The 22,454-nt window shown below is 62.0% G+C and carries 19 protein-coding genes and 1 tRNA gene; 10 read left to right on the forward strand and 10 right to left on the reverse strand.

What is annotated here, in order from left to right; all coding sequences use genetic code 11:
- Window positions 1-20: 20 nt before the first annotated feature.
- Window positions 21-971 (reverse strand): D-2-hydroxyacid dehydrogenase, encoded by a 951-nt coding sequence (locus D8Y22_RS13035; protein WP_141465141.1) that lies wholly within the window; start codon window positions 969-971, stop codon window positions 21-23.
- Window positions 972-1,577: 606 nt separating this feature from the next.
- Here D8Y22_RS13035 and D8Y22_RS13040 point away from each other — a divergent pair.
- The 5 genes from D8Y22_RS13040 (at window position 1,578) to D8Y22_RS13060 (ending at window position 7,509) form a co-directional block, all read left to right on the forward strand.
- A complete protein-coding gene (locus D8Y22_RS13040; protein ID WP_141465142.1) occupies window positions 1,578-2,888 on the forward strand; it encodes an MFS transporter in 1,311 nt (436 codons plus the stop codon).
- Between the two features lie 237 nt (window positions 2,889-3,125).
- Window positions 3,126-4,073: a carbohydrate ABC transporter permease gene (locus D8Y22_RS13045; RefSeq protein ID WP_141465143.1), complete on the forward strand. Its 948-nt coding sequence runs from the start codon at window positions 3,126-3,128 to the stop codon at window positions 4,071-4,073.
- Window positions 4,070-4,951: a carbohydrate ABC transporter permease gene (locus D8Y22_RS13050; RefSeq protein ID WP_141465144.1), complete on the forward strand. Its 882-nt coding sequence runs from the start codon at window positions 4,070-4,072 to the stop codon at window positions 4,949-4,951. Before D8Y22_RS13045 ends, D8Y22_RS13050 begins: the two co-directional genes overlap by 4 nt.
- Before the next feature lie 46 nt (window positions 4,952-4,997).
- Complete coding sequence (locus D8Y22_RS13055; protein ID WP_141465145.1) at window positions 4,998-6,074, forward strand: ABC transporter ATP-binding protein; 1,077 nt, start codon at window positions 4,998-5,000, stop codon at window positions 6,072-6,074.
- 52 nt (window positions 6,075-6,126) lie between these two features.
- Window positions 6,127-7,509 (forward strand): ABC transporter substrate-binding protein, encoded by a 1,383-nt coding sequence (locus tag D8Y22_RS13060; RefSeq protein ID WP_246084432.1) that lies wholly within the window; start codon window positions 6,127-6,129, stop codon window positions 7,507-7,509.
- Here D8Y22_RS13060 and D8Y22_RS13065 read toward each other — a convergent pair.
- The 5 genes from D8Y22_RS13065 to D8Y22_RS13085 form a co-directional block, all read right to left on the reverse strand.
- Complete coding sequence (locus D8Y22_RS13065; RefSeq protein ID WP_141465146.1) at window positions 7,506-8,060, reverse strand: RDD family protein; 555 nt, start codon at window positions 8,058-8,060, stop codon at window positions 7,506-7,508. The genes D8Y22_RS13060 and D8Y22_RS13065 overlap by 4 nt on opposite strands.
- A gap of 6 nt (window positions 8,061-8,066) precedes the next feature.
- Complete coding sequence (locus D8Y22_RS13070; protein WP_141465147.1) at window positions 8,067-9,551, reverse strand: APC family permease; 1,485 nt, start codon at window positions 9,549-9,551, stop codon at window positions 8,067-8,069.
- Window positions 9,552-9,788: 237 nt separating this feature from the next.
- Window positions 9,789-10,976, reverse strand: a complete 1,188-nt coding sequence (locus tag D8Y22_RS13075) for an acyl-CoA dehydrogenase family protein (protein ID WP_141465148.1) — start codon at window positions 10,974-10,976, stop codon at window positions 9,789-9,791.
- A 256-nt stretch (window positions 10,977-11,232) separates the two neighbouring features.
- Window positions 11,233-11,508: an MTH865 family protein gene (locus tag D8Y22_RS13080; RefSeq protein WP_141465149.1), complete on the reverse strand. Its 276-nt coding sequence runs from the start codon at window positions 11,506-11,508 to the stop codon at window positions 11,233-11,235.
- 101 nt (window positions 11,509-11,609) lie between these two features.
- Entirely contained in the window at window positions 11,610-12,590 is a 981-nt protein-coding gene (locus D8Y22_RS13085; RefSeq protein ID WP_246084433.1) for an FAS1-like dehydratase domain-containing protein, read from the reverse strand.
- A gap of 245 nt (window positions 12,591-12,835) precedes the next feature.
- Between D8Y22_RS13085 and D8Y22_RS13090 the strand changes: the two genes are divergently transcribed.
- From D8Y22_RS13090 to D8Y22_RS13100, 3 genes are all read left to right on the forward strand, one after another.
- Complete coding sequence (locus D8Y22_RS13090; protein ID WP_141465151.1) at window positions 12,836-14,437, forward strand: class I adenylate-forming enzyme family protein; 1,602 nt, start codon at window positions 12,836-12,838, stop codon at window positions 14,435-14,437.
- 43 nt (window positions 14,438-14,480) lie between these two features.
- Window positions 14,481-15,218 (forward strand): 3-hydroxyacyl-CoA dehydrogenase family protein, encoded by a 738-nt coding sequence (locus D8Y22_RS13095; protein ID WP_141465152.1) that lies wholly within the window; start codon window positions 14,481-14,483, stop codon window positions 15,216-15,218.
- Window positions 15,219-15,444: 226 nt separating this feature from the next.
- A complete protein-coding gene (locus D8Y22_RS13100) occupies window positions 15,445-16,452 on the forward strand; it encodes an MBL fold metallo-hydrolase (protein ID WP_246084434.1) in 1,008 nt (335 codons plus the stop codon).
- Between the two features lie 277 nt (window positions 16,453-16,729).
- Here D8Y22_RS13100 and D8Y22_RS13105 read toward each other — a convergent pair whose 3' ends face one another.
- Window positions 16,730-17,980, reverse strand: coding sequence for an acyl-CoA dehydrogenase family protein (locus D8Y22_RS13105; RefSeq protein WP_141465153.1), 1,251 nt, complete (start codon window positions 17,978-17,980; stop codon window positions 16,730-16,732).
- Between the two features lie 171 nt (window positions 17,981-18,151).
- On the opposite strand from D8Y22_RS13105, the gene D8Y22_RS13110 reads away from it, so the two are divergent.
- Window positions 18,152-19,708 (forward strand): class I adenylate-forming enzyme family protein, encoded by a 1,557-nt coding sequence (locus D8Y22_RS13110; RefSeq protein WP_141465154.1) that lies wholly within the window; start codon window positions 18,152-18,154, stop codon window positions 19,706-19,708.
- An 837-nt stretch (window positions 19,709-20,545) separates the two neighbouring features.
- Here D8Y22_RS13110 and D8Y22_RS13115 read toward each other — a convergent pair.
- Window positions 20,546-20,629: transfer RNA gene (locus tag D8Y22_RS13115), tRNA-Ser, on the reverse strand.
- A 40-nt stretch (window positions 20,630-20,669) separates the two neighbouring features.
- On the reverse strand, window positions 20,670-21,416 hold the full coding sequence (locus D8Y22_RS13120; RefSeq protein ID WP_141465155.1) for a hypothetical protein: 747 nt from the start codon (window positions 21,414-21,416) through the stop codon (window positions 20,670-20,672).
- A 94-nt stretch (window positions 21,417-21,510) separates the two neighbouring features.
- Here D8Y22_RS13120 and D8Y22_RS13125 point away from each other — a divergent pair, with 94 nt between their 5' ends.
- The gene (locus tag D8Y22_RS13125) at window positions 21,511-21,735 is read left to right on the forward strand and encodes a hypothetical protein (RefSeq protein WP_141465156.1); all 225 of its coding nucleotides are present in this window, start codon (window positions 21,511-21,513) and stop codon (window positions 21,733-21,735) included.
- Window positions 21,736-21,786: 51 nt separating this feature from the next.
- Here D8Y22_RS13125 and D8Y22_RS13130 read toward each other — a convergent pair whose 3' ends face one another.
- Entirely contained in the window at window positions 21,787-22,434 is a 648-nt protein-coding gene (locus D8Y22_RS13130; RefSeq protein WP_246084435.1) for a uracil-DNA glycosylase, read from the reverse strand.
- Between the last annotated feature and the right edge of the window lie 20 nt (window positions 22,435-22,454).

Consider the following 22,454-nt stretch of genomic DNA (forward strand, 5'->3'; position numbering starts at 1 on the left):
ACCGACGACACCGAGGACGATCAGACGACTCGATTCTCGAGGTCGTCGCCGGAACGGAATCGGTCGTAGTTGCGAAGAAAGATGTCGGCACAGCGCTCCCAGTAGTGGGGCGTCACGCCGGCAACGTGTGGGGTGAGCAAGACGTCGTCACGGTCCCACAGCGGTGATTCGTCGGGAAGGGGCTCCTCCTCGAAGACGTCCAGCGCAGCGCCGCGAAGCCCGTCGTCCTCGAGTGCGGTCACGAGTGCGGACTGGTCGACGATCTCGCCCCGTGCGATGTTGACCAGGACGGCGTCGTCGGGGAGCGTCGCGAGCGCTTCGGCGTCGATGAGGCCGCGGGTTTCCTCGGTGAGCGGACAGGCGAGGACGAGGTAGTCGCTATCGCCGAGGACAACCTCGAGCTCGTCGGGGCTGTAGACGGCGTCGAGACTCTCGGGGGCGTCGGTTGGATCTCGCTTGGTCCCGATAATCCGCGAACCAAACGACTGACAGTAGTCGGCAACCTGCGAGCCGATCGCTCCGGTGCCGACGATGCCGACGGTTCGATCGCCGAGTTCGCCGGCGAAGTACCGATCCCACTCGCGGTCACGTTGCTGGCTGCGAGCGCGGTTGAACCGGCGTTCGAAATACAGCAGCCCGGTGAGGACGTGCTGGCCGATCGGTTTGGCGTGAACGCCCGATGCAGACGTCAGCATCACGTCACGGTCGGCCAACGCCTCGTGATCGTACGCGTCCGTACCGGCACTGAGTGCCTGGACCCAGCGGAGTCCCTCGGCGGCCTCGAGCGCCTCGGGCGGCAGTCGATGGGTCACAGCGATATCAACCTCGTCGACGAGCTCGAGGAATCGCTCCTCGTCGGTGACGTGCTCGATCTCAAGGTCGGGTCGGCGCTGCTCGATCGCCTCGACGAGCGGCGGGCCGCCCCCCTCGAGGACGTACGGTGTGACGACGATCGTTTCATCGGTTGGCATGACTCGCGGTAGGACCAACCGATACAAAGAAGCTGCGGCTCTCGTGCCCGTCACGACCTGTGGGACGCCAATCCACGACAGGCGACTGCCAACCGGGTACTCGGCTACGGCTGTCGGACGGCAGTCAGTGAAAATGAGGTTTCGAATTCACGGCCGTCGCCCTTGGGACGGCCGCAGGAGCGCGACCGATCGTCGACTCGTTCCGTCCGGCAGTATGACTGTAATTCCCCCCATCCGCGACGGGTTTCCATACACTTTTGAAGATATCAGCCAAACCGGGCGATATGACCTCCGACCTCGTGTCGCCGACCGGTCGCTTGCCCCTCGACGCGGCCAGTGCTGGCGACCACGCTGTGTGCCGGCACCACCCCGACCGCCGGCCGAGACGTGATCCACGTTTCGCTACGGGTTCCGACCGTGCGCCCACCCGCGGGCGAATCATGCAGACGGTAGTCGACAGCGAACCGTGATCGCCATCGTCTCCGTTCCCACCGGGCGACGGCACCGACGGAGCGATCGACTACCGGTCACCGACCAGTCAGTACTGGCTCGTCGTCTCTCGAGTCGAACCGACAGCTCCTCGAGCGCGGGCGTACTCGGACAGGTATGAGCGAGGAAGACTCGAGCGCGGCCCAGGAGACGTTTTCCCGCCGTGAGATCAGGACCGTCGCCCTCGCGATCATCGCGGGCGTCTTCTTCGGCGGTATCGCAACCGGCGTTGCCTTCCCGACCCTGCCCTTGCTCGACGAGACGCTTGTGATCAGTGCGGTGATGTTGAGTCTCATCCTCTCGGCGAACCGTATCTCGCGGCTGTTTATGAACACGCCCGCGGGAACTATCATCGACCGCGTCGGGACCCGGGTGCCGATGATCATCGGCCTCTACACGCAGGCGCTTGCCCCCTTCGGCTACGTCGTCGGCCTCTACACACCGTCGTACATCCTCGGCACGGTCCCGATCCTGGGTGAGGTGTCGCTTCCCGGCCTCGTCTTCGTCCTCTCGAGGTTCGTCTGGGGGATCGGGAGCGCGTTCGTCTTCCTGGGTGCGTTCGCGACGATCACGTACGTGACGACGACGGCCAACCGCGGCCAGTGGGTCGGGTACATGCGCGGCGGCCAGTCGCTTGGTTTTCCGACGGGGTTGGTCGTCGGCGGCGTGTTGACCGACATCGCCAGTATGGAGGTTGCGTTTCTGGTCGCCGGCGTGCTCGCGCTCGCCGCCGGCACTATCGCCGCGATCGTTCTGCCCGACGTACACAGCGGCGCAGACGAGCGTTCGGCGAGGCTTCGGGATATCCCCGCCCTCGTCCGCAGCCGCCCACCCGTGGCGTTGATCGGCTTCGGAAACTTCACCGTTCGATTCCTCTGGGGCGGCATCATCCTCTCGACGCTGGCGCGATACGCGTCGGTCCACGAGATGGAACTGACGGTCCTCGGTGCGGCGGGTATCAGCGGCATCGTCATGGGACTGGGTGTGGTGACGATGGGTGGGACGACGGTGCTGACCGGCTGGCTCTCGGATCGTCTTCAGGACCGCTCGATACTGACGCTGCCAGCCTTTTGCTCGATGTGTCTCGGATTCCTGATCATCGCGTACGTCCCGACGATCGAAGCGTTGCTCGTCGCCATCGTCCTCATCGGTGCGGGACTAGGCGCGGCAGCGCCCGCAATGCTTGCGATTCTCGGCGACGTCACACCAGGAGACGAACTCGGTCGCATGGGAAGTGTGTACAACGTGATGGGTGACATCGGCCTGAGCCTCGGTCCGCTCGTCGCGATTCCGGCTGTCGATCTCTGGTTTGGTTATCAGTTGACCTACGTCCTCTGTGCCGCCCTCGTCTTGAGCTGTCTGATACTCGTATCTGTGCCGCTGTTGCGCAATCCCGAGATCACGACGGGAACGATCGACGCCGATTGAGACGCGCTGTCGGAACGTTTTCCCGGCGAAACCGCTACCGTCCCGATTGCGCCAGTAACGACCGACAGCAAACCGTATGAAACCGCCTGCTGTCCGTCTGAGATAGTCGTTTCGAACGGCCGGTTCTGATTACCCTCGCTCGCTCGAGAGCCGAGACCACAGCGACCAGCCGTGTTTTCCTCGTAATCACCCGACAGCAACGAAACTGTTAACAAATATGCCGTGTATTGTCATCCCATGGCAATCGACACGGAGCCAGTTGATCGGTCCCGTCGGTTCTTCGAAGACGGGTTCTCGATCGGCCGATTCGAGATCACCTCCGACGACTTCTGGGGGTGGTTGACGATCTTACCGGTGTTGGCGTTGTACACGCTTATCGCGCTCATCCCGATCGGGTTCGCGATCCTCGCTTCACTACACAACGTGCCGCTGTTGAATCCTGAGTGGGAGTTCGTCGGACTCAGCAACTACGTTGAGGTCTTCCAGCTCGATCGGTTCTGGGGCTCGATGTGGCGCGGTGGGGTGTTCATGGTCGGCTCGACGATCATCCAGTTGGCCGTCGGCGTCTGGATGGCACTGGTAATCAACAAGCTCACGCGGGGTAGTCGGCTCCTGAGCACGCTCGTGTTTACGTCCTACCTCATCCCGACGATCATCGTGACGATGATGTTCCTGTTCATGCTCGATCCGTACGACGGCGTGTTACACGCCGCTGGCGTGCGACTGGGGATCTGGGAAGGGTTCCTGCTTGGCAACACCAGCCTCTCGATGGGAGCAGTCATCCTCATCAGTAGCTGGAAGTTCTCGGCGTTCGTGACGCTGTTTACCCTCGCACAGCTGCAGTCGATCCCCGACCGCTTCTACGAGGCTGCGAAAGTCAGCGGTGCGACGACCTGGGAGATGTTTCGTGACATTACGCTCCCGCGGATCTTCGGTGCGATCCTGGTGGTGATCTTCCTGCGTGCCGTGTTCATGTTCAACAAGTACGACATCATCTGGCAACTCACCCAGGGCGGTCCCGGGAGCGCGACGACGACGATGCCGATCCTCGCCTACACGGAGACGTTCGACGCCAACGCCTACGGACTCGGGAACGCAGTCGCGATCGTGATGTTCCTGTTCTTGCTCGTCAGCGGTATTCTTTACCTGAAGTACGCGAACCCAAGCCAGGAGGTCCAAACATGAGTACCGAACGCGATTCCGACACGTTCGGCCGGTCGTTTCGCATCTCACACACCTACCGCAGCGTCGCCTACAAACTCGGGCTCTACGGCAGCGCAGCCGTCCTTGTGGCGATTCTCGGATTCCCCATCTACTGGATGGCCCAGAACGCGTTCAAGACCCGACTCGGCATTCAGGAAGGGATCACGTTTCTCCCGTCGGCGGAGACCTTCACCGTCGAACAGTTCGAGATCATCTTCAATCCGACCGTCGGACGGTACCTCCTGAACAGTTTCATCGTCACCGCAGGCGTCGTCATCACCGTCATCGTCGTCTCGTTGATCGCCGGCTACGGGCTCGCGCGCTTCGACTACAAACACAAGGTCAAGACGGCCCGATTCTTGCTCCTTGGCTACATGTTCAGCCCGATCGTGCTCGCGATCCCGCTGTATCTCATCTGGGATACCCTCGGACTGCTCAACCGATACGTCGGGCTCATCCTCGCACTGAGTGCCGTCTCGATGCCCTTCGCAGTCTGGCTCATGTGGAAGTACATCCAGACCATCCCCGAATCGATGGAGGAGTCCGCCTGGGTCGCCGGCGCCTCGAGATGGCGCGGGTTCCGGGACGTGATCGTTCCCCAGACCAAGCCCGCGATGATCGCGAACTCGGTGTTCGCGTTCGCCATCGCATGGGGTGACTTCACCTTCGCACACATCCTCATGCCGGACAACGAGGCGACGACGTTTCCACCGGGTATCTTCCGGCTCTTTCACTCCTCGTGGGAGACCGGCTGGGCAGAGTTTATGGCGGTGAGCCTGCTGGTGTCGCTGCCGCCGCTTCTGTTTGCGTTCTTCCTCCAGTCGTATCTCCTGCAAGGGTTCAAGATTCGAGCACTCTAAGGAGAATAGTTAACTAATATCATACCAACACAATACAATACGAATCATGGTCGACGTTACAATCGAAAACCTGACGAAAGAGTTCGGACAGCTCGTGGCAGTCGACGACTTCTCCCTGACGATCGAAGACGGGGAGTTCATCACCCTCGTGGGTCCCTCCGGCTGTGGCAAGACGACGACACTGCGGTGTGTCGCCGGCCTGGAGAGCTCCACCTCCGGCCAGATCAAATTTGGCGATCACGACGTGACCGACTACCCGGTCCAGCAGCGAGGGATCGCCTTACTGTTCCAGGACATCGCACTCTACCCGCACATGTCGGTCCGGGAAAACATGGCGTATCCGCTGAAACTCGAGGGCGCGAGCAAAGAGAAACGAAACGACCGCGTCCGAGAAGCCGCGGAGATGTTACAGATTACCGATCAACTCGATAAGTACCCAAACGAGCTCTCGGGCGGCCAACAACAACGCGTCGCGCTCGGCCGATCGATCGTCCGCCAGCCGACAATGTTCCTGTTCGACGAACCGATGAGCGACTTAGACGCGAAGCTCAAACACGAACTGCGGCCGCTGTTTGCAGAGGTCACCGAGAAGGTCGGCTGTCCGACGATGTACGTGACCCACGATCAGGAGGAGGCGATGACGATGAGCGATCGGATCGCCGTGATGAACGACGGCGAACTCGAGCAGGTCGGGACTCCGAACGAGGTATATAACGAACCGGAAACGGCGTTCGTCGGCGAGTTTATCGGCCGACCGAACATGGAGTTTTTCGACGCGTCGGTCTCGCGGCGAAACGGCTCGCTGGACATCGACATCGGCGATGCAACCTACGAAATCGGGGCGAACCAGGCGCTCGACCAGTACGACGGGGGCAACGTCCGTATCGGCATCCGTCCACAGGACATCACGGTCGTCGAGGACCCGGACGACGGGCTTACCGCCGACCACGTCTTCGACGAAACGCTCGGCGACCAGACTCACAGCCAGTTCGAGACGCCGCTTGGACGGATTACCGTCGTGACGCCACCACAGTTCAGAGGGAACGAATCACAGTACGGCCTCCAGCTCGAGCCCGACTACATGAAAACGTTCGATCCCGACAGCGGACTCCGCGTCGATTAACCGGCAAGGTAGACGGTATCTTTATAATGGTTGTTAACATTGTACGTGGTATATGTCAGAAAGAGACATACATAGGCGGACGGTACTCGGTGGTATCGGTGCAGGGGCGGCCGGAATGGCCGCAGGGTGTTTGGGAGGTGGCGACGACGAAGACGGCGAACTTCACATTCTGACCGATTTCTCGGGTGATCAGTGGGAGGCATACTGGGAAGAAGATCTCATTCCGAGTTTCGAAGAGCAGACCGAGGTCGAGATCAATCTGGAGTACGCCGGCTTTCAGGGGACGGGCGAACAGCGACTGGCAACGCTACTGCAGTCGGGCGAACCGCCGGAGTTCTACCACGCGACGACCTCCGAATTCGGCGACCTGATCAACCAGGGACTGACGCGACAGGTCGACGATATTGTCGACGATCTCGAGGCAGAATGGGGTGATGCGCTGTACAAGTACACCTTACAGCCGATGACCGGCGACCGCGACGACGAAACTCACTCGATCCCCCACGGCGTCTACGTCGGCGGCTGTTTCAACTATCGGTCGGACGTCTACGAGGCGCTGGATCTCGAGGTACCCGAGACGTGGGAGGAACTGGTCGAAAACGCCCGCATCATCGACGAGTCAGACGAATTCGAGGAGATGCGTGGCTTCGGGCTGCCCGCGGTTCCTCAGGGCAAGTCCGCGTCGGACTTCGCGAACTGGTTGTACAACTCCGGCGGTGACGTCTGGCAGGAAAACGGCGGCGAGATCGAACTCTGGTTCGACGAGGAACACGTCATGCCGATCCTCGATACGCTGCAGGAGTTGGCCCAGTATTCGCCCGACCCCTCGAGCGTCGACTGGGGATCGACGATCGAGTACTGGATCGCCGGCCGGTTCGGACAATGTTTCATGAACAACGCCTGGCTCTGTGGCCCATCGTTTTTCGCCGGTGCCGAAGAAGTCGCGCTCAACACCGATCAGGCACTGATTCCGACCCGGGAAGGCGCCGATCCGGTTACGCGCGGGTGGGTCCTCGTCAACGGGACGCCGATCATCGACGGCTCGAGCAACCCCGACACCGCAGGGGAGTTCAAACGCTACATGTACGGGCCCGAGCGACACGTCGAAGTCAGTCTCATCGAGCCGATGCGATTTATTCCACCATACGAGGAAATCATCGAGACCGACGCCTACCAGAACGCCGAAATCTTCCAGGTCGCAGACGGCGCGTTCCTCGAGAAGAACCAGTTCATCATGGACGAAATCGTTCCCGAACTCGACAGTCCCGAGCTTCCCTCGACGCCGGAAACGTTGCAAGTCGGCACCTTCGACATCCCCGGCGAGTTGACAAACCGCGTGATAGTCGACGAGCAAGATCCGGAAGACGCCTACGAGTGGGCCGTCAACGAGTACGAACAGCGCTACCAAGATGCCCAAGACGACGCGAACTACTAACCGTCGCGTTGGCTCGCGGATCGGTCGTCGTCCGACCGAAACGGCGTCTCGGCGTCGAACAACGAGGGTGCATCGGTCTCGGGGCGGACAACGACGGTCGCGGCGAGTCGATCGCCCAGTCGACGGCCGTCGCCCGACCGTCTCGCCAGCACCCAACCGAGCAGATACCCGATCGGCAGCCAATCGACGTAACGCAGTCCGTTGCGGATCGCTGCTCCCCGAACGGTGAGGTCGGTTCCGTCGTCGGTGACCACGAGCAGATCCATCCGTTTTTTCCCCGGCGTCCGAGCGAGTTTCCACTCGAACAGAAACGTATAGAGCAGATAGACCGGGACGAGCCCGACGATACTCAACAGGAACGCCTGGCCAGGTTCCGCGAGGAAGAACTCCAAAAAGACGACCATCAACACGGCCAGGATCGCCGTCTCGACGACGAGATAACAGATCAGCAGGTCGATCACCGCGGCGATCGCTCGCCGGCCCAACAGTGCGGGCGAGGCCGACTCGAGGTCGGGTTGCGGTCGTCGACTCGTCGGAATCCAGTCTAGCATGTCAACTTACTCCTCCGCGGGCGACGGCTCGGTTTCGCCGTCGTCGAGCTCGCCGGAACCGTCGGCATCGCTCCTCGAGTCGGTGGCACGCGACCCGGATTCCGCGCGTTCTTCCTCGTAGTCGTGCAGCGATTGCATCCGTTCCCGAAGGTCGACGTCCTTGTGCGTTCCCAGCCAGCGGACGCGGTACCGATAGGCGGGATAGGCGAGGAGCATCCAGCCGAAGATGATCGCGAGTACCCAGCCGAGCTCAAGCGAGACGCCGGCCAGAAAGACTGTCGCGACGAGTGCGCTGGCGATGGCGACGAACTTCAAGACTGGACGCGGTAGTTTGTAGATCGAGTACTCGTAGCGACGTTCGAACCGTTTTGGCAGGTTCCACAGCGCGACCGAACTGATGATCGCACCGATCAGCGAGGTGATCGACAGCACCGCCGCCATGATGACAGGCGTCGTCTGGCTCATCGGCACCACCATGAGCAACGCGGGAATCGCAAGCAGCAAGATCGCACGGTAGGGCGTCTCGTAGTCGGGATGGAGCTTCGCGAAGTAGAGGGGAATCGCCTCGTCACGGGCGGCACGCATCAACTGTCGCGAGTAGGCCGTATAGAGCGTGTTGATCGAGGTAAACGCCCCGACGACGGCCGCCGCCGCGACGAGGTAGGCACCCCACCACGGCAGGAACTCGAAGGCGGCCATCGCGACGCCGGCGTCCCGGTTCTCGACGTAAAACTCCGTCGGGACGACGCCCATCGCGACGACGACCAGCGTGACCATGAGTCCGATCGAGATTACCGCGCTCAAGCCAAGCACCCGGGGAATGTTCTCGACCGGGTTCTCGAGTTCCTCACCGAGGTCGGTCGCGAGGTTGAAGCCGTGCATCGCGATCGACAGCGAGATGATCGCGACGAAGAAGGGGCCAACGCCAGCGTCGAACATTCCGGTGTAGTTTGCGGCGTCGATATAGAACGAGCCGGGGACGATAAACAGCACCATCCCGCCGATGATGATCGCGACGAGGATCATCTGTACCTGTGCGACGATCCGGATACCGAGTACGTTCAAGACGATGAACGGAATCATCACGGCGTACATCAGCGCCCACATCGGAATCCAGTCGAACGTCGGGAAAAAGCGCATAAATTCGGCGAAGCCGAAGGCGAGATAGAGTTGGCCGAGCCAGATCGATGGGATGACGAGCCAGGGCAACAGGAAGCCAAAGAACGGACTGATGAGACGCGAGCCGTAGACGTAGCTCCCGCCGGCAGCCGGCATCGCACCGCCGACCTGCAGCGTACTGAGGATGCTGAACGTGACCGGCAACACCACGAGAACCATTGCGATAGCGACTTCGGGACCGAGCCCGTCGTCGGCGATGAGATGTGCCGGCAACAGAAACGCCGTCATCGCGATCACGTTGCCGACCAGTAACAGCGTCCCGCCGAACAGCCCGATCTTCTGGTCGATAACGCTGAACTCCGCATCGGCCATCTCACTTACCCCCGCTCGCGAACGGACGCCCTCGTGGCGGGAGGTGCCACCCGACGACGTCCCTCCTCGAGCCCCTGGTGATCGCCAGCAGTTGCTTGGCTCGAGTCATACACAGACGACGCCGTTCGTGTGACGTAAATCTAGCGGGTGGTTCACACGGCCACCGGTACCACTGACCGTAGGCGATGGGTCGGACCACACTCGTCGGAGCGACGCCGAATGGCATCTGCATCGCGTTCACGTGTAGGCCTGCAGATCCGTGAGTTCGTAGCCCACGACCAGTTTCTGAATCTCGGTCGTCCCATCGGGAATCGTCATCGTCCGAGCGTCGCGATAGTAGCGCTCGAGGGGGTAGTCCTTCGAAAGCCCGTTACCCCCGTAAACCTGCAGAGCGTCGTCGGTCACCTCGACGGCCGTCTCGCAGACCCACCCCTTCGAGAGCGAGGAGAGCATCCGGGCCTCGGGGTCGCCCGCAGCGATCTTCTGGGCCGTGTGTCGGGTCAGCAGTCGCCCCGTCTCGAGGCCGGCACGAATGTTGTAGAGTTTCTCCTGAACGAGTTGGTGTTGGCCGATCGGCTGGTCGAAGACCTCGCGGTCGGTCGCATACTCCAGTGCGGCCTCGTAGGCGGCCTGCATGATACCGACCGAGATTGCGGCCATCCCGTTTCGCATCGAAGCGAACATCGTGTTCAACGGATTGGCGCCGGCGCCGCCGCCGGTGGCAAACGACGACTCGTTGGGATCCATCCGACCGTCGCTCATCGCTTCCATCACCGCCCGCGAGAGTTTGTTCTCCTGGGGCACGCGGCAGTCGTCGAAGAACAGTTGGCCCGTCGGCGACCCCGTCCAGCCCAGCTTCTCGAGTTTGCGGGTATCGAAGCCGGCGGTCTTCTGGTCGACGAGGAACATGTCCCGCTGGTCGGCTTCGTCGTCCCAGGCGACGACGAGCGCGATATCGGCGATGGGTGCGTTCGAGACCCACGTTTTCTCGCCGTTGATGACGTATTCGTCGCCGTCTTTGACGGCGGTCGTGTTTGGTACCTTCGTGTCCGATCCGCCTTCGGGTTCGGTGATAGCGAAACAGCCGACGAGCCGGTCGGTTTCGAACTCCTCGGCGTAGGCCTCGCGCGTGCCTTCCGAGAAAATCTCGAACATCGTCACCGGCAGCGACATCCCCATCGTCACCTGCAGGCTCGGCCAGACCCGTGAGACCTCCTCGCTGACGATCGTGCTCGCCAGCGGATCGTCGAAGCGCTCCTCGGCGTAGGGGCCGACATCGATCTCGGCCATTTTCTGCATATAGTCGATCGCGTCCTCCTTGGAGAGCGCCTCGCGGTCTACCTCGGGGAGGTCCGGTGCGATCTCCTCGTCCATAAATTCCCGAACCGAATCGCGGATCATCTGTTGTTCATCGGTAAGCATCATCGCGTATCACGTGGTGTCGTAACGTGTATGTCATTCTATATACTGTTAAATGTTACCGTAGATACCAAAGCGACGTGACACCGACAACCTGGCCGGTGATCTATTCGGTGTGACCGGAGGCCAAAAATGCCACCAGCGACGCGACATCGTGTTCGTCTCTTCGGCCCGCCCCTCTCATACGGTTTCCTGTAGTCAATTACCGCCGATCGCCGACCCCGTTCTGGCGGTCGACGGTAAATAGTGATAGTAATCCATATCAGCTGGGCAGTTCGCCAGCGTCCTGCAGTCCGTCGACGATGTCGTCGGCGATTTCTTCAGGCGCGTCGTATGGAAATCGATCTCCAGTATCGCTGCCGTCGGAAGCGTTCTGGAGTTCCATAACCGACATCGAGAAGTCGCCCGATTCGAACGTCGTTGCCGGGCCGTTCGGTAACGCCGGCAGGAGTTCCATCGGGTTGGAAACGGGGTAGTCCGCACCCTCGAAGGCATCGATTAGCTGTTCGCGGATCGCTTCGGGATCTGGTTCGGACATGGTACGTCTCTCGACAACAACAGCCAATTATATAATAGTTTCCAGCGGCGTGACACGCCGTTGGTTTTCGCCCACTGGAGTTATGACCGGCCGAGCGTCGATTACTCCTCGAGCGTCGCCGTTGCCGTGCCAGTCAGGAGCGTCTCGCCGGCGGCGGTCGCGGCCTCGAGGGTAACCTCGACGGTTCCCGCGTCCGAGATGTCGGTGATCTCGCCGGTCGCGACGATGGTATCGCCCGGGAAGACCTGCGACTGGAAACGAACGCTAAAGGAGTCGATATCGGCGAGGGCAAACCAGTCGGTCGCGACGCGGGAGGCGACGCCGGCGGTGAACATCCCCTGGCCGAAGACGCTCGGATTGCCCGCATCGCGGGCGTAGGGTTCGTCGTAGTGGATCGGATTGAAGTCCCCGCTCGCGCCCGCGTACTTGACGAAATGTTTCCGTTCCAGATCCTCGACGACGACCGTCGGGCCGGTGTCACCGACCGATGCGTCCGCGAGCGACTGGAGGGTCTCGACGGACTCGGCGTCCGGAGCCGAGACATCGCTTGCACCATCGTCGTCATCGCTTGCTGGCGCGTCGTCGTCGCCGTTGTCGACTGCGCCTTCCGTTTCGATCACGGTCGAGCGATCCGTCAGAACGAGTTCGTCGTTCTGGTCGCGGTAGGTCGTCTCGTAGATGGCGAACGTCATCGTTCCGGCGCGACCGCCGTCGCGCTGGTAGACGTCGGAAAGCGTCGTCGTCCCCGTCAGAACGTCGCCGACCGTCAGTGGCCGTTCGAACTCGTAGGTCTGTTCGCCGTGGAGGACATACTCCGGCTGAAAGCCCAGGTCGAAACCGTAGCCACCCTGGTCGTGAGCCTGATACCGCGGGAAGCGACTGACTCGAGCGTAGGTAAGGGGCGCAGGAACGTCCTCAAGACCGGCCGCCCGAGCGGCTTCGGCGTCCCGAAACGCCGGGAGCGGATCCGTGATCGATCGGGCGAACTCCTCGACCTTGCCGGGTTCGATCCGGAAGCCCTCGACCGTGACGCGTGATTCGCCGATACGTTCTTCTAACTCCTCGATGGGGTCAGTTGGCACGGGACTCACCTCGGTGTCCGATGGGAGTGTCGATCGTCGTCTCCGTCGCTGTCGACAGACACCGCGTGTGGGTCCGTCCGCCCGTCCGTCCAGAGTGGTTCGGTACCATTTGCAGTACGGTTTCGAGAGCGTCGTCATAATTGTGTTTGTCGCGGAAGCGCTATCAATCAGTTCGCCGACGGTTCAGTGTGAACTGGTGCCAGTATCCATATGTTTTTGAGGCGGACCGAGAAACGAGGTGACATATGGATCGCGAGATCGTGCCAGCCGCGACGCTGCTGGAATCACCCTACGACGGAAACATCGCCCACTTCCTCGAGCGGACCGTGACCAACTATGCCGACGAGACGGCGATCGAACACGCCGGCGACCGAGTCACCTACCGCGAACTCGACGCGCTCGTCGATCGGTACGCCCGCGGACTTCGGGCGTCGGGACTCGAGGCGAACGACCGGGCCTGCGTCTACATCCCCAACAGTATCGACTTCTGTGCGGTTATCTGGGCCTGTTGCCGGGCCGGCGTCGTCGCGAGTCCGTTGAATCCCGCCTATCGACGCCGCGAGATCGAGTACCAGGTCGACGACGCCGACGCCGACGCGATTGTCGTCGCCGGCGACCCCGACGACCACGTCACGACGGCCCTCGAGCCGTTGGACGCAGAGATTCTGTCGACCGCCGAGTCCGACGTCGATAACACCTCGTGGGCGTCATTACCGGCTCGGGCCGACGCGTTCGAGCAGGACGCCGACGGCGCGTTCCCCGTCGAGCGGGGGGACGACGACGTTTTCCTCCAGCCCTACACCTCCGGGACGACGGGCGATCCGAAGGGCGTCTTACTAACCCACCGCAACTTCCGGGTCCAGATCGCCAACAGCGTCTCGAGCTACACCGCGAGCCCGATCCAGGGCGACGGATTGATTATCCTCCCGATGTACCACCTCACCGGCTTGCTCCACATGCTGACGGCGCTGTCGGCCGGTCGAACCCTCCACCTGCTCCGTCCGGACCAGTGGGATCCCGAGCGGGTGCTGCAGGCGCTCGAGGAGCACGACGTTCCGGCGTTCGTCGGCGTCGCGACCATGTTCAACGACCTGCTCGACGCCTACGACCCGGACGAGTACGACCTCGAGAGCCTCGAGCGCGCCGGACAGGGCGGGGACAAGCTTCCGAAGGCGGTGCAAGCGGAGTTCGAGGAGCAGTTCGGGGTTACGCTCTCGGAGGGGTACGGTCTGACCGAGACGACCGCGGCGACCCACACGCTCCGTCAGTCGACGCTCGGTCACCGGGCGGGGAGCATCGGTCAGCCGGTCGGCCACACCCGTTCGAAGATCGTCGACGAGACCGGCGACGAACTGCCGGCAGGCGAGGAAGGCGAGTTGCTCGTCCAGGGCCCACAGGTCATGAAGGGATACTACAACCTCCCCGAGGCCAACGAGAAAGCGTTCACCGACGACGGCTACCTCCGCACCGGCGATATCGCCTGGCGAGACGAGGACAACTACCACTACATCGTCGGCCGCGAAAAGGAGATGATCCTCACCGCGGGCTACAACGTCTACCCACGCGAGATCGAGAACGCGCTCTACGACCACCCCGATGTCCTCGAGGCGGCGGTCTTTGGCGTTCCCGACGAGCGCCGTGGCGAGACGGTTGCCGCAGCCGTGACGACGACCGACGATGCGACGGTCACGACCGACGATCTCGAGGAGTACGTGCTCGGCGAACTCGCGCCCTACAAGCATCCGCGATACGTCGAGATCCGCGAAGAGCTGCCGAAAACGGGCAGCGGCAAGGTCCAGAAGCCGGTGTTACGCGAGGAGTTTTCGGAGACGTACGTCAACGAGTAACCCAACCGAAACTATTATCCTCACACATGTGTGTCGTGAACCCATGGCACAGCAGTCAGTAGCCGTCGTCGGCGGCGGCATCATGGGTAGTGGCATCGCGCAGGTACTCGCACGCAACGGCTACGAGGTTCGCGTTCGCGAAATCAACGACGAACTGGCCGAGGCAGCACGGGATCGACTCGTCTCGGGCAACTACGGCCTCGACGACGCCGTCGAGGGCGGCTATCTCAGTACGGACGAGAAACAGGCAGTGCTCGACCGACTGACGTTTACGACCGACCTCGAGGCGGCGACGACGGGTACCGACTTCGTTATCGAGGCGGTCACGGAAGATTTGGCGATCAAAGGAAAGGTGTTTCGCGACCTCGACGACGTGACCGACGAGCAGCCGCTGTATTCGAACACGAGCGGGTTCTCGGTGACGGCGATCGCCAACGCCGTTTCTGACCCCTCCCGCGTCGCGGTGACACACTTCTTCAATCCGGTGCCGGTGATGTCGATGGTCGAAATCGTCGAAGCGCCCGAAACCGACGACGCCGTCGTCGAACGCGCCGAGGAACTCGTCGAGGAACTCGGCAAGACCAGCGTCACGATTTCGGACGATCCCGGCTCCTACGGCTTCATCGCCAACCGCTGTTACGCGGCCATGCGCGAGGAGGCCCAGAGACTCGTCGACGACGGAATCGCTACCGAGCAGCAAGTCGACACGGCCCTCGAAGAGGGATACAACCTCCCCGTCGGTCCGTTCTCGCTACGTGGCATCGGCGAGGAGTGGGACTGATACGGATTGCTGTAACGATTTACCGGCGAAACCGCAGACGGGTCGCGGTTTCGGCGGTAACGACTTACAGTAAACCGTATGAGACGGTCTGTTGTAGCCAATTCCGGCGCGACCGCAAGATCGATCCTGCGGTCGCACCGGGTCATCGGTACAGCAAACCATAGAAGACGGTCGCCGTTTTTCTGCGAGGTCAATATTTATCACGGTCGCCGAGCAACGGTTCGGCGTGTCACGGACGACTCGGCCGGATGGCGCTACCGGCGACTCGGGGGTACGACGCCTCGAGTTCTCTATGGAGTGGCCGCCAAATCATACAGTCGCGTACCTGGTCGACGGCGACGAGCCGCTGCTCGTCGACGCCGGCATGTACGGCAACAGAGGACAGGAGGAACTGCTTGCGGGACTCGAAGCCTGCGGATATCGCCCGGCAGATATCGAGCACCTGCTCGTGACCCACACCCACGTCGACCACGTCGGCCAAGTCCGGACAGTCCTCGAAGCGGGTGATCCAACCGTCTACGCGCCCACGCGAGTGCGCAAGTGCTTCGACCGCGAGCTCGGGGCCGTCGCAACCGAGATCGAACGAAACCTCGCCGAAGCCGGCCTCGAGTCCGAGGCGCTCGAGACCGCCGTCGACCGATTTTGCGAGATCAAAGGCGACATGCGAACCGCGCTCCCGCTCGAGTGTGTCGATGTCTGGATCGACGCGGGCGAGCGCGTCGACATTGCCGGCCGCGAATTCGAACCGATCTACGCGCCCGGTCACCACGTCACCCACTGTTGCTACGGGACGACCCTCGGCGAGGACGACGTCGTCTTCGCCGGCGACATGGCGATCGAACCGTTTCGCGCAGCCGCGATCCACTCGAACTTCGACGATCACGTCTCCGACGGAATCGACGCCTATTTCGACGCCCTCGACCGACTCGAGGCGTATTCCTTCGATCGGGTCTATCCCGGTCACGGGCCGGTCCACGAGCGGTACGCCGAGGCGATCACGGACGCACAAACCGATCTCGAGGCCCGACTCAAGACCTGTGTCGACAATCTCGAGGCGTGTACCGCCGACGGAGACGCCGCGACGGCGATGGAGCTCGACGCCGAACGAGTCGACGAGCGTCCCGACCAAGTGCAACAGCTGCGTGAAATCGTCGCGATACTCGCCACGCTCGAGCGTCGCGGCCGCGTTCGGTCGTCCCTCGAGGACGGTGTTCGATTCTACGAACCCGTCTGATACGGCCTGCGCCGTCTGATACGGCCTGCGATAACGTTTTACCGGCGGGACAGCGGTCGTGCTGCGATCCCAGCGACACACCGGGACAACGGACCGTCTGAGAGCGCGCTTCGGAAGCGACTCTTCGCGGTTACATTTTCGGTATCACGGCCCTGGGCGGGTCGGGGTGTCTGCGGGCAGAGCGCGCGCTTGATTCGGGTCCGGACGGTCGAGGGTTGGTCCTCGAGGGAGCGTCCAAAAAAGCGGGTAGAATGTCGATGGTATGTACGAGCGTCGATTAGCCGTCGAGTTCGTCGATACGCAGGTCCTCGTCGAACTGCAGCGCGTTTTCGACTTCGGTTTCATCGATGTCTTCGAACGCCCAGCGGGCGATCGAGCGACGGTGGACTTCGTCGGCGCCGTCGACGATGCGGAACGAGCGGACGTTCTCGTAGAAGTGTGCGATCGGGAGGTCCTTCCCGATGCCGTTGCCACCACAGCACTGCAGCGCGAGGTCGATCGCTTCGTTCGTGACGTTCGCGGTGAACATCTTGGCCATCGCGACTTCGATGCGGGCGTCACTGCGGTCGAGTTCGCGGGCGGCGTGACGGACCATACAGCGAGCGGCGTGCAGTCGCGTCTCGGCGTCGGCGATGCGGTGACGGAGTGCCTGTTTTTCCTCCAACGTCGAGCCGAAGGCTTCGCGTTCACTGAGGTAGGCTTTCGCGACCTCGAGAGAGCGTTCGGCCATCCCCGAGTAGCGCATACAGTGGGTGAGTCGACCGCCGCCAAGTCGCATCTGGGCGATTTCGAAGCCGGCGTTTTCCTCCCCGATGGTGTTCTCGACGGGGACACGGACGTTGTCGAATTTCATTTCGGCGTGGCCGCCCTCGCGCTCGGTGATGCCGTGGCCGCCGAGGTGGGGCACGTTGCGGACGACTTCGACGCCGTCGGCCTCTCGAGGGACCATGATGATCGAAGTTCCTTCGTAGGGGTGGGCGTCGAGGTCGGTCCGGGCCATCAACAGATAGTAGTCGGCGTCCATTCCGTCGGAGGTCCACCACTTGTGGGCGTTGATGACCCACTCGTCGCCGTCTTTGACGGCCGTACTCTGGAGCATCTTCGGGTCCGAACCGCCGCCTTGTTTTGGCTCGGTCATGGCGAACGCCGTCTGGATATCTCCCTGGACGAGCGGTCGGAGCCACTCTTCTTTCTGCTTTTCGGTGCCGACCATCTCCAAGGTGTGCATATTCCCTTCCTGCGGGGCGTTCGCCCGAATCGCGAGGGCGCCGATGAGCGACCGGCCGACCTGCTCGAACGACGGCAGCATGTCGCTGAAGTCAAGCCCCTGGCCACCGTACTCCTCAGGAACCTGCGGCGCGAACAGGTCGCGTTCTTTGGCCTGATCCCAGAAGTCCTCGATTTCGTCCATCGTGATCTTCTCGCCCGTCGCGAGGGCCTCCCGTTCCCGCGGAAGGACGACTTCTTCCATGAAATCTTCGACGCGCCCTGCGACCTCCGTTGCTTTCTCGGAGTCGTGGTACTCCATACCTGGGGATATACCCACACCATTGTAAATGTACGACAAAGCGGTCAACGAAACCTCCTCCCTCGTGTGGTTATCTATACCATACGGCTGCCGTCGTCGAGACTCGAGACCCGCTTCGAGAGTTGGTCAGCTGGGGTACATTTTTATCGCCGGTCCGTGGTATATAGACGCATGGAGCTCGACGACCTATCCGACCGTGCCTGGGAAGGCAACGCTGCGCGATTGCACGACGAGACGGCTCGCCACCACGGCGACGCAACCGCCATCGAATACCACAGCACGACGCTCACTCACGAGGAACTTCGTGAGGAAAGCGCCCGCTTCGCCGGCGGCCTCGCCGACCTCGGCATCGAGCCGGGCGACGTGATGCTACAGTACCTGCCGAACTGTCCGGCCTACCTCATCGGTGCACTCGGCGCGATGAAAGCCGGCGTCGCCGTCTCGCCGGTCAATCCCCAGTACCGACGCCGCGAACTCGCCTACCAACTCGAGGATACCCAGGCGTCGGTCGTGGTTACCCACGCAATGTTGCTTCCGCACCTCCGAGAGGGACTCGAGGAGATCGACTGGGATCCGGTCCTGATCGGCGTCGCCAGCACCGACGACGATATCCACATGTTCGAGTCGGTTCGTGGCGAAGAAACGTTCGTCGAACGAGCCGACGACGACATTGCGTTGCTGCCGTACACCTCGGGAACGACGGGCAAACCCAAGGGCGTCCAACTCACCCACCGTAACTTCCGCGCTCAGATCTGTGTCACCCTGCGTCCCGGTGGCGAACTCGAGGCCGAGGAAGTGCGCAGTCTCGTCTGGTTACCGCTGTATCACATCACCGGGTTTACCCACACCGCCTGGCAGCCCCTCATCCGCGGCGGGCGAGTCTACCTGCGAAGTGCGGCCAACTGGGACGGCGAGGCCGCGATGGAACTCATCGAAGCGGAGGCGATCACCCACTACGTCGGCGTCACTGCGATGTACGTCGACATGGTCAACAGCGACGCCTTCGGCGAGTACGATCTCTCGAGTCTCGAGACCGCGGGCGAAGGCGGCGCGAAGATGTCGATCGCCGTCCAGGAGGAGTTCGAGGACGTCGCCGGCGTCGATATCGGCGAGGGGTACGGCCTCACCGAAACCAACGGCTCGACGCATACGCAATCGCGCTCGACGTATGGACTCCGGCATGGAACGATCGGCCAGCCGCTGCGGATGACAGACTGCAAGATCGTCGACGATTCCGGCGACGAAGTCCAGCCGGGCGAGGAAGGCGAGCTCCTCGTCCGCGGTCCACAGGTGATGAAGGGGTATCACGAGATGCCCGAGGCGACCGCGGAGGCCTTTACCGAGCGGGGCTACTTCCGAACCGGCGATATCGCGCGCCGGGACGACGACAACTACTACGAGATCGTCGACCGGAAGAAGCACATGATCAACACCGCCGGCTACAACGTCTATCCCAGCGAACTCGAGGAACTCCTCTCGGAACACGATGCCGTCGCCGAGGGGGCAGTGGTCGGGATTCCCGACGAACGACGCAACGAAGTGCCCAAAGCCTACGTCGTCACCACACCGGACATCGAACCCGGTGTCGACATCACCACCGAGGAACTCACGGAGTACTTCCTCGACAACGTCGCCGCCTACAAACACCCCCGCGAAATCGAGTTCATCGACGAACTCCCGCGAACGACCAGCGGAAAGATTCAGAAACACCGACTCGAGGACGAGTAACGGAACCCACCCAACTGCGTCTCGAGTCACTGGCTCGAGAGCCACGAGTCGGCTCGCGACCCGAGAGGTGGCTCGAGGTCGTGTGTTGGCGGACAGCCACGGGTGTTCGGACCGTAGTATGTCGAATTTCTGAGTGGTCAGCCTCAGGTAACTCCAACTGGACAACGACTCTACCGGGCAGTCATTTTAGCCACATATTATCTTCAACTATACTTATATATTTGTTTAGATATGGATGTACTTCGAGACCCACTCCCGGTCAGCTCGAGTCGGAAACTCGTTTACGGATTGTTCCCATCGGTCGTTCTCGAGGGAGGCCCGTTATCGCCCGTGGAGGCACACTCTCCGGTAATATCTCTCGCACTACCGCGGAGCCACGATAGATCGGTCGTGATCTCACCGACCACCTGTGACCCGCTACGGACTGTCACAAGATTATGTGCGTTCGACACAACGTAAAACATAACTGCAGTATGATATAGTCGAGTCGATAACCGGACACAGTATCGTATCGACTACGTTTCGTCGCAGGTGTTCGCCGAGACGGTCGTCTTCGCTTCGCTCGACTGCTGTGACTCGTCTCAGCGACTATTCTCTCCCAGGAAGCGGGGGATGGGATTCGAACCACGGTCGGAGCAAAGCTCCTCCCTGATTCAAATCTCATCGTTCTCGCTGTCGCTCACGAACTTGTTCGCGACTGTAACGGTGAGGATGGGATTTGAACCACGCCCAGACGTGCTCGCTCCGCTGCGCGCGATCGGTCTAGTTCAAATCCCACCGTTTCGTTTTCCACTCGACAGACTCCTCGCTCCGCTCGTCGTTTTGTCTCCTGGAAAACGGTGGGGATGGGATTTGAACCCATGAGGCTTGACAGCCACCTGCTCTCAAGGCAGGCGCGTTAGGCCGCTCTGCCACCCCACCTCGTACTCGCCTTCATCGTACGTTCAAAAATGGTTGTCGATTATGCGCGCTCGAGCGTGCCACCGTCGCCGACGGACACCCCGAGGTCCGCGAGGGCCGCCGCCGTCGCCTCGCCACCGCGACGCCCGGCGGCCTGTCGGGCCTCGAGGATCGCGATCGTTTCGCGAAGACCGGATGGAGTCCCGATCGAGGGTCGCATCGACGAGAACCCAACCCGCAACTGCGCGTCGGCACCGCGTCGCGCGAGGGTCGACAGCGGCGTCGTTGCATAGGCGTCGGTAAAGTCGATCGTGTCGGTGGCAGCCATCATATATACGTCCCCCTCGGAGGACGGCCCGAGGACGACATCGTCCCGTCGCAACGCCATCGCCGTCTGGTCGACGTCGGAGCGTTCTATCAGCGGCACCGTCGGCTCGAGTACGCCGACGCTGTCTGCGCCTTCACGCTCGAGGAGGTGGGTCACGGTGTTGCCGACGCGGGCCGACCGATTCGAGCCAACCTGGCGCTCGAACCGGACATCGTCGACATCGACGCCCTTGAGGGCAGTGTCGACTGCCTCGCGGACCGCCGATTCGGCGCTCTCGTCCCCAACGGCGTCGGGAAGCGTCGTCTCGTCACGATAGTTGATCAGCAGTTCCCCGCCACTGGCCGCCACGGCGCTGACGACGTCGCTGACGGCGGCCTCGTAGAGGGCAACAGCGTCCGATTCGGAGAGTGGCATCGTTTCGACGAGCGACGACAGGACGAGTCCCGCACGCGGTGGGTCGACCGGCACGACGACGATCATAGTCGACCCTGCGTGCTCTCGGCCCTTGAACGCGACGCTCGCCGCGCTCGGCGACAGCGAACGATATATAGTGATTGGCCCAGTTGTCAGGCGTATGGACGATCAAACGGAGACGATCATCGGACTGATCGGTGTCGTCACGATCCTCGCAGTCGGTACTCTCGGCGTCTACGGCTTCGCATCGGGCTACCTGCTCGAGTCGGCCGGTACACTGTTCGTGCCAACGATCGCAACGCTTGCCGTCGCCGCCGTCTTCGTCGGGGCGCTCGTCGGCCTCGGCGCACGATCGAAACGCTGGCGGCAGAACCCATACTGGTGACGACGCGTACTGCAGACATTCCACTCGCGACCGCTCCCTGATCGTGACGCTCTACCGCTCGCGACGCCCCTTCGTTTGCCGATAGTCACTCGCCATCAGGTCTACGAAGTGCTCGAGCCAGGTCTGGGTCTGTTCGTCGGTCTGCTCGCCGGGCTCGACCATCGGCACGAGTTCGAACCCGCGACCCCGGATCGTCGTCGCGTGGACTTCGGGAAGGGGCAGTTCGTCGGCCGGCGTCGTCGTATACTCCGTCCCAATTTCTGCGAGTGCCCGCTCACCGATCGGAATCAGGATCTCGGGGTTAATCATCCGGATCTCGGCGTTGAGATACGGCTCGCAAGTGGCGATTTCCGCGTCGATCGGCGGTCGCGCTGGATCGCGACATCGGGTAAGATTCGTCAGGTAGACGTTTTCGACCACCGGTCGGTCAGGCGGCGAGGTCGCATCACAGAGTCCGAGGCGCTCGAGTAGTCGACGGAGGCCGCTCGAGTCGTCGTCCTCGTCTGCGGTCGATCCGATCAACGGGACGCCGGTCGCGTCGGCTGCGGAACTGGGTCGCTCGCCGACGAACAAAAAGTCCGCACCGACATCGCCGTAGCCGTGGACGACCTGCGTGCGCGGCTCACAGAGCTCCGGGCAGTTGCGACAGGCCTCGTCCATGCCGTAGGGGTTCGCTCGCGTCTGCTGATTCGCGTCCACATTCGGGTGTCGGTGGGCGA

The organism is Salinadaptatus halalkaliphilus (assembly GCF_006543045.1).
Lineage (GTDB): Archaea > Halobacteriota > Halobacteria > Halobacteriales > Natrialbaceae > Salinadaptatus > Salinadaptatus halalkaliphilus.